The sequence below is a fragment of the Streptomyces scabichelini genome (genome assembly GCF_011045015.1).
In the GTDB taxonomy this organism is placed as follows: Bacteria; Actinomycetota; Actinomycetes; order Streptomycetales; family Streptomycetaceae; genus Streptomyces; species Streptomyces scabichelini.
Map to the genome: position 1 here is coordinate 1 of NZ_JAAKZY010000341.1, position 7,496 is coordinate 7,496.

Annotated in this window: 9 protein-coding genes; 5 read left to right on the top strand and 4 right to left on the bottom strand. The window is 69.7% G+C overall.

The features are described from left to right. The first annotated feature begins 38 nt into the window (after positions 1–38). The gene (locus G5C60_RS48420; RefSeq protein ID WP_165270325.1) at positions 39–722 is read left to right on the top strand and encodes a class I SAM-dependent methyltransferase; all 684 of its coding nucleotides are present in this window, start codon (positions 39–41) and stop codon (positions 720–722) included. A gap of 129 nt (positions 723–851) precedes the next feature. Here G5C60_RS48420 and G5C60_RS48425 read toward each other — a convergent pair whose 3' ends face one another. Beyond that, positions 852–1,361: an RNA-binding S4 domain-containing protein gene (locus G5C60_RS48425; protein WP_165270309.1), complete on the bottom strand. Its 510-nt coding sequence runs from the start codon at positions 1,359–1,361 to the stop codon at positions 852–854. 131 nt (positions 1,362–1,492) lie between these two features. Here G5C60_RS48425 and G5C60_RS48430 point away from each other — a divergent pair, with 131 nt between their 5' ends. After that, positions 1,493–2,323, top strand: a complete 831-nt coding sequence (locus tag G5C60_RS48430; protein WP_206440932.1) for a uracil-DNA glycosylase — start codon at positions 1,493–1,495, stop codon at positions 2,321–2,323. 9 nt (positions 2,324–2,332) lie between these two features. Beyond that, positions 2,333–3,295 carry a prolyl aminopeptidase gene (gene pip, locus G5C60_RS48435; protein WP_165270313.1) on the top strand — a complete coding sequence of 321 codons (963 nt, stop codon included), beginning with the start codon at positions 2,333–2,335 and terminating at the stop codon, positions 3,293–3,295. A 38-nt stretch (positions 3,296–3,333) separates the two neighbouring features. On the opposite strand, the gene G5C60_RS48440 is transcribed toward pip, so the two are convergent. Further along, positions 3,334–4,041, bottom strand: coding sequence for a GntR family transcriptional regulator (locus tag G5C60_RS48440; protein ID WP_165270315.1), 708 nt, complete (start codon positions 4,039–4,041; stop codon positions 3,334–3,336). 149 nt (positions 4,042–4,190) lie between these two features. Between G5C60_RS48440 and G5C60_RS48445 the strand changes: the two genes are divergently transcribed. Beyond that, positions 4,191–5,672 (top strand): cytosine permease, encoded by a 1,482-nt coding sequence (locus G5C60_RS48445; RefSeq protein WP_165270317.1) that lies wholly within the window; start codon positions 4,191–4,193, stop codon positions 5,670–5,672. Between the two features lie 2 nt (positions 5,673–5,674). Next, positions 5,675–6,397: an aspartate/glutamate racemase family protein gene (locus tag G5C60_RS48450; RefSeq protein ID WP_165270319.1), complete on the top strand. Its 723-nt coding sequence runs from the start codon at positions 5,675–5,677 to the stop codon at positions 6,395–6,397. A 47-nt stretch (positions 6,398–6,444) separates the two neighbouring features. On the opposite strand, the gene G5C60_RS48455 is transcribed toward G5C60_RS48450, so the two are convergent. Both G5C60_RS48455 and G5C60_RS48460 read right to left on the bottom strand, forming a co-directional pair. After that, entirely contained in the window at positions 6,445–7,092 is a 648-nt protein-coding gene (locus G5C60_RS48455; protein WP_165270321.1) for a gamma carbonic anhydrase family protein, read from the bottom strand. A 9-nt stretch (positions 7,093–7,101) separates the two neighbouring features. Then, positions 7,102–7,496, bottom strand: a 395-nt coding sequence (locus tag G5C60_RS48460; RefSeq protein WP_165270323.1) for a RidA family protein, incomplete at its 5' end; no start/stop codon positions are given.

Here is a 7,496-nt window from a genome sequence, read left to right on the forward strand (position 1 = left end):
CGGCGGGCACGGGCCGTTGGACTGGTATGACGATCGAGATGCGTGAGGGATACGAGGGGACCGGACCCGGAGCGATCACGCCGGACGGCTGCGCGGTGGAGCTGTACTCGCGGCTGCCCGTCTATGACGAGCCGGACATCATCACCGCGGCCGTGCCGGCGGGGGCGCACATCCTCGAACTGGGCAGCGGTGTGGGGCGGATGACGCATCCGCTCCTGGAGCGGGGGTTCACGGTCACGGCCGTGGACGAGTCGGCCGAGATGCTGGAGCGGGTGCGCGGGGCGCGCACGATACGCAGCGCCATCGAGAGCCTTGACCTGGGGGAGAAGTTCGACGTGGTGATGCTCGCGTCGTTCCTGGTGCACAACGGCGATGTCGAGGTGCGGCGCGGGATATTGGACGTGTGCCGGAGCCATGTCGCGGACGACGGGTGCGTGCTGATTCAGCGCGAGGGGGAGGACTACCACACGAATCTGCCGCGCGAGAGGGTCGATCCGAGCGGATTCACGGTGCGGATGCTGTCCGCGGAGCCGGTCGGGGACGGTGTGAACTCGGTGCGGGCCGAATATGTCTTCCCGGACGCGATATGGACCCAGACATTCCTCGCCCGGCCGCTCACGAAGGAGGAGTTCGAGGGGGCGCTGGCGGAGGCAGGGATGAAGGTCGACCAGTATCTGACGGACGACGGGACGTGGGTGCGGGCGGTTCCGGTGGGGGCGTGAGCTTGGAGCGGCGTGGTTGAGGCGTGTCTGGGGTCTGGGCCGGGCCCCGCGCTGGAGGTCTCGGCCCGGTGACCGTGCGGAGCCGCGGTGATCAGCGTGGTGCTGGGGTGTGGGCCTTGGTCGCCATGGTCAAGACGCGCCGGGTCCTGCCCCTGGGGCGGGGCCAGGGTCTGCCAAGCCTCGCAGTCGTTCCAGTTCGCGGCGGTCGCGTTTGGTGGGGCGGCCTGTGCCGCGGTCGCGGATGCCCGCAGGGGCGACGGCCTCGCGGGGCGGGGGCGGCGGGCTGTTGTCGATGTAGCACTCGGCGGCCACCGGGGCTCCGACCCGCTTGCGGATCAGCCGCTTCACGACGACTACCCGCTCGTGGCCGCCGTGCCGCAGCCGTACCTCGTCGCCGACGCGGACCGCGTGCGCGGGCTTGACGCGTTCGCCGTTCACGCGGACATGGCCGCCCCGGCAGGCGGTGGCGCCCATCGAGCGGGTCTTGACGAGACGTACGGACCAGATCCAGCTGTCGACGCGCACGGTCTCACCGCTCGCGGGCCCGGCCGCCTTCGCGGCGGCCACCGCCTCGGCGGAGCCGGCCTCGCCCGCGCCGCCCGCGCTGTCCGTGCCGTTCCTCTGAGTCCCAGAAGCCATGCTTCGACCTTAGCCCTCGGGAAGCGGGCAGTCGGAACCCTTTTCCCACCCCGGTCCCGCCTGCATCCCAGGCATAAGCGCCCCGCATCCCAGGCATAACGTCCTGGACTCCCAGGCATACCGTTGTGGACATGGACAACAGCCTGGCCGAGCTGGACGCGCGGGTCGCCGGCTGCCGTGCCTGCCCCCGGCTGGTCGACTGGCGTGAGGAGGTGGCCCGTACCAAACGTGCCGCCTTCGCCGACTGGACGTACTGGGGCCGCCCGGTGCCGGGCTTCGGGCCGCCGGACGCCTCGCTGCTCGTCGTCGGGCTCGCGCCCGCGGCGCACGGAGGGAACCGGACCGGACGGATGTTCACCGGAGATCGGTCCGGGGACGTGCTGTACGCGGCGCTGCACGACGTGGGGCTGGCGTCGCGTCCCACGTCCGTGAGCGTGGACGACGGGCTGACCCTGTACGGCGTCCGCGTCACCTCACCCGTGCACTGCGCGCCGCCCGCCAACAAGCCGACACCCGAGGAGCGCGACACCTGCAGGCCTTGGCTGGTGAGCGAGCTGAAGCTGCTCAGGCCCACCCTCCGGGCGGTCGTCGTGCTCGGGGCCTTCGGGTGGCAGGCGTCGCTGCCGGCGTTCGCCGAGGCGGGGTGGACGGTGCCCCGGCCGCGGCCGGTCTTCTCGCACGGGGCGCGCGTCGTGCTGGAGAACCCGACCGGCAGTCCGACCGACGGCCCGACCGAGAGCTCGACCTTCAGCACGACCGAGGGCTCGACGAACAGCCTGACGAACACTCCGACGAACAGCCTGACAAACACCCCGACGAACAGCCCGCTGGAGCTCTTCGGATGCTTCCACGTCAGCCAGCGCAACACCTTCACCGGGCGCCTTACGCCCGAAATGCTGCGGAAAGTGCTGCGTACGGCCGCGGCGGCGGCAGGGCTACCGACCATCCCGAACGAGGGCTAGGGTCGCGCGATGGGTCTGTATCCGGAGATCGAACCGTACGACCGCGGCATGCTCGACGTCGGTGACGGTAACCGCGTGTACTGGGAGGTGTGCGGGAATCCGCGCGGCAAGCCCGCGGTGATGCTGCACGGCGGGCCCGGTTCCGGGTGCAACCCCGGCTTCCGGCGCTACTTCGACCCGGCCGCGTACCGCATCGTCCTGCTCGACCAGCGCGGCTGCGGTCGGTCGACGCCGCACGCGAGCGCGTACGAGACGGATATGAGCGTCAACACGACCGCACATCTGATCGCGGATCTCGAAGTGCTCCGGGTCCACCTCGGTATCGGGCGATGGCTGGTGTGGGGTGTGTCGTGGGGTTCCGTGCTCGGGCTGCGATATGCGCAGACGCACCCGGAGGCCGTGTCCGAGCTGGTGCTCACGGGTGTCGCCACCGCCGCCTCCGGTGAAGTGGCGCTGTTGACCCGGGGGTTGGGCAAGATCTTCCCCGAGGCCTTCGAACGGTTCCTCGCGCTGGTCCCCGAGGACGAACGCGACGGTGACCTCGCGGCGGCGTACAACCGGCTGATCGAGTCGCCCGACCCCGAACTGCGTGCCCGCGCTGCCCGCGCCTGGACCGACTGGGAGACGGCCTTCGCCCCCGCGCCACCCCGGTCCATCCCGCGCTACGAGGACCCCGTGTTCCGCCTGTCCTTCGCCCGCACCGTCACGCATTACTTCGGCAACGACCACTTCCTCGGCGAAGGCAACGACCAGGGCGTCGTCCTCCGCGACGCCCCGCTCCTCAAGGACATCCCCGGCACCCTCGTCCAGGGCAGCCTCGACTTCGGCAACCTTCTCGGCACCGTCTGGCGCCTCCATCACGCCTGGCCCGGGAGTGAACTGGTCATGATCGACGACGTGGGTCACAACGCGGGAGCGGCGGACATCGTGGACGCGCTGGTCGCGGCTACGGACGAGTACGCGGCCCGTTAGCGCCGCCGCGTCCCCGTCCCGTTCGCACGTTCATACGTTCACCTGTGTCCCCCGGCGCCGGCCCCGGACTCCGCCTCAGCTCCGGATCCCGCCTCGGCTTCGGTGTCGCCGAAGAGCTGGCGCACCGTCGACCGGTAGTTGGCCTGGACGTGTGCGAGGGCGTGGGCGCGGGCGCGTTCGGGGTCGCCGGAGGCGATGGCCGCGTACAACTCGCGGTGCTCGACGAGGAGTCGGGGCCATTCCTCGTTCTGGTGGGTGAGCCAGCGCAGCCGGCCGCCGACCGGCTCCATGACCGAGATGAGCAGGCTGTTGTCGGCCATCGCCAGGATGCGGTCGTGGATGCGCGTGTTGATGTCGGTGATCGTGTCCGCGTCCTGGGCGTGGGTCGCGGTCGCCGCGCGGTCGAGCAGCTCCTCAAGTTCGGCGAGCTCGGCCCGCGTGGCACGCTGCGTGGCGAGTCCGGCGGCGTAGACCTCCAGGGCCTCGCGGAGTTCGAAGAGCTCCTTGACGTCCGTCGGGGTCAGCCGGCGTACGACCGTGCGGCGCGGGGTCTCGAAGAGGACGAAGCCCTCGGCGACCAGGGCCCGGATGGCCTCGCGGACCGGGACCCGGGAGACACCGAAGCGGTCGGCCAGCTCGCGCTCGACCAGCCGGTCACCGGGCCGCAGCCGCCCGGTGATGATCTCCTGCCGCAGCGTGGCGAGGACACGCTCACGTACCGCCCCCAGCGGTTCCACCGTTGTCATGGGTCCATCCTCGCCGAACCCGGGGCTGTTTTACCGAGCCGTAACCGTACGGACATTGCCGAGTGTCGTTGACGGCGGGACCATAACGCAAGTTTGGTATACCAAAATCTGCCTCTCGTCGCCCCCGTCCCCTGGCTCATGGAGGCCCCGTGTCCCTCGCCGACCGTGCCGCAGCGCAAGGCGCGACCGAATTCGTCCCCGACCCACGGCTCACCAACGAAGACCTGGCGCCCGCCACCAAGCGCAACTGGAAGGTCTTCGACCTCTTCGCCATGTGGATGTCCGACGTCCACAACCTCGGCAACTACACGTTCGCCGCGGGCCTGCTGGTCCTCGGCATGAACGTGTGGCAGGTGTTCACGTCCCTGCTCGTCGGCTTCGTCATCATCTACATCGGTATGAACTGGATGGGGAAGATCGGGCAGCGCCACGGGGTGCCCTTCCCCGTCGTCAGCCGCATCAGTTTCGGCGTCTGGGGCGCCAACATCCCGGCGCTGATCAGGGCCGTCATCGCCATCATGTGGTACGGCATCCAGACCTATCTGGCCTCCGTCGCCGTCAACGTCATGCTGCTCGCGGCCTGGCCGGGCCTCGAGTCCTGGACGCACAGTTCCTTCCTCGGCCTGGACGCGCTCGGCTGGGTGTCCTTCATCGCGCTGTGGCTGGTCCAGGCGATGATCATCAGCCAGGGCATGGAGTCCGTCAGGAAGTTCCAGGACTTCTGCGGTCCCGCCATCTGGCTCGTGATGATCGCGCTCGCCATCTGGATCCTCGCCAAGGCCGGCTGGACCATCTCGCTCACCTCGACCCCGAACCCGGTCTCCGTGGGTGAGCAGTGGCGGCAGTGGTTCGGCGCGATCGGTCTCATCCTCGCCACGTACGGCACGCTGATGCTCAACTTCTGCGACTTCTCGCGCTTCGCGCCCGGCTACAAGACCGTCAAGCGCGGCAACTTCTGGGGTCTGCCGATCAACTCGACCGCCTTTGTGATCGTGTCGGTCATCGTCACGGCGGGCTCCATCGAGGTGTTCGGCAAGGCCATCACCGACCCGGCCTACCTCGTCGCGGAGATCGGCAACACCTGGGTGCTCGTGCTGGGCGCGCTGACCTTCGCGATCGCCACCATGGGCGTCAACATCGTCGCCAACTTCGTCTCACCTGCGTACGACCTGGCGAACGTCTGGCCGCAGAAGATCACCTTCAAGGTCGGCGGCATGATCAGCACGGTGGCCGCGCTGGTGGTGACTCCCTGGAACCTCTTCTCCAACCCCACGGTCGTCAACTACTTCCTCGGCGGCCTCGGCGCCTTCCTGGGGCCGCTGTTCGGTGTGATCATGCTCGACTACTACTGGGTCAAGCGCGGCCGTATCGACGTCGACCAGCTCTTCAACGCCCAGCCCGGATCGCCCTACTACTACCGCAAGGGCGTCAACCCCAAGGCCCTGTGGGCGTTCCTGCCCTCGGCGGCGGTCGCCGCGGTGCTCGCGCTGGACAAGGACTTCGACGCCGTGGCCCCGTACTCCTGGTTCATCGGAACAGCGATGGCCGCCGGACTGTACATGGTGCTGTGCCGTTCGGACCGCGCGGCCGCCGAACCCGTTGCCGCCGAGCCCGCCGCCATGGAGAGCTGAACGTGCGGATCGTCGTCACCAACTGCAACACGACGCAGGAGATGACCGAGGAGATCGTACGAGGTGCCCGGGCCGCCGCAGGCCCGGGCACCACCGTGACCGGGCTGACCCCCGCGTGGGGGCCCGAGTCCGCGGAGGGCTGGCTCGACAGCTACCTCTCGGCGGCGGCCGTCCTCGACACGCTGCGCACGTACGACGGCGCGTACGACGCCGTCGTCATGGCCGGGTTCGGGGAACATGGGCGTGAGGGCGTACGGGAACTCGTGGACGTACCCGTCGTCGACATCACCGAAGCCGCCGCCCACCTCGCATGTCTGCTGGGCCGGCGGTACGGCGTCGTCACCACGCTGGAGCGCTCACGCGGGCAGATCGAGGACAGCCTGTACACGGCGGGAGTCGCACAGAACTGCGCCTCCATCGTGAGCACGGGCCTCGGCGTCCTCGACCTCGGCGACGCACACCGCACGGAGGAGGCCTTCGTGGCCGCCGCCGAACGGGCCAGGGACGCCGGCGCGGAGGTACTGGTACTCGGCTGTGCCGGGATGACGGGACTCCAGCGGGTGGTCGGGGACAAGCTGGGGCTGCCGGTCGTCGACGGTGTGGCCGCGGCCGTGAAGCTCGCCGAGTCTCTGGTGAGCCTGGGGCTGACGACGAGCCGGGCCGGGAGCTACGCGAAGCCGCTGCCGAAGCGGCGGAGTTGGGGGCTGACGGGTGGGGGGACCTGAGCTGGGTTCTTGGCTGGGTTCTTGGTTGGGTTCTTGGCTGGGTTCTTCTACGGAGCGGTCGGCGGAGGCTCGTCCACGGGGTGCTCGTCGAGAAGGTGGTCGTCGAGGAGGCGGTCGTCCAGGTGGGCGCCGAAGTAGGCCGCCTGACGGGTCATGATCTCCCGCATGGGGGTGCCTCGGCGGACTCCGTAGACGGTTCCCGGGAAGTCCAACTCCCTCTGCACATCCCATAGTTCGTCGTGTTGCCCGGGTGCGAAGAGCTGTGCCTGCGGGGCTCCGGCGGCGATCCACCCGATCGGTACGACCGTGCCGGGCGGGAGTACGGAATTGACGTGCAGCACGCTGTTGATCCGCAGTTCCGAACCGGCGCCCGCGACGGCTCCGGGGAAGGCCGAGGCACCGGTGGCCACGAAGACCTCGTCCTCGATGAGGGCGCCGTTGACGTGGGCGTGCGGGCCGATGAGTACGGCATCGCCGATGACCGCGGGGTGCCGTTGCCGTCCCCGTACGAGGGCGTTCTCCATGATGACGACGTCGGCGCCGACGCGTACCGCGCCGTCCTCGGCGGTGAGCACGGCACCGTGCAGCACGCGGGTGCGTTCGCCCAGGGTGACGGCGCCGCAGAGGACGGCGGTCGGGGCGACGTAGGCGGAGGCGGGGACGACGGGGCGCTGTCCGCGGTGTTCGATCAGCATGGGCCGACTCTAAGCGGGGGTGATGGCGGGCTCGGGTACGACGGCCGTTGCCGTGATCTCCACGAGCTGGCCCGGGTAGCCGAGGCAGGCGACCCCGAGGAGGGTCGATGCGTGCGGGCCGGTGCTGAGACCGGAGGCCTCGACGACGTTCCAGACCTCCGAGAGCACGGCGGGGTCGCTCGTCACGACGTACACATCGGTGTACGCGACGTGCGCCAAGTCGCTGCCGGTCGCGCGCAGTTGCTCACGCAGATTGGCGATGACCTGCTCGGCCTGCCGCACCGGGTCCCCTTCGCCGACGAGGTTGCCGTCGGCGTCGAGGGGGACGGAACCGGCGAGGAAGGCGAGGCGCGTGCCCGCTTCGACCACGGAGGCGTGGGAGTAGGTCGGGGGCGGGAAGAGGG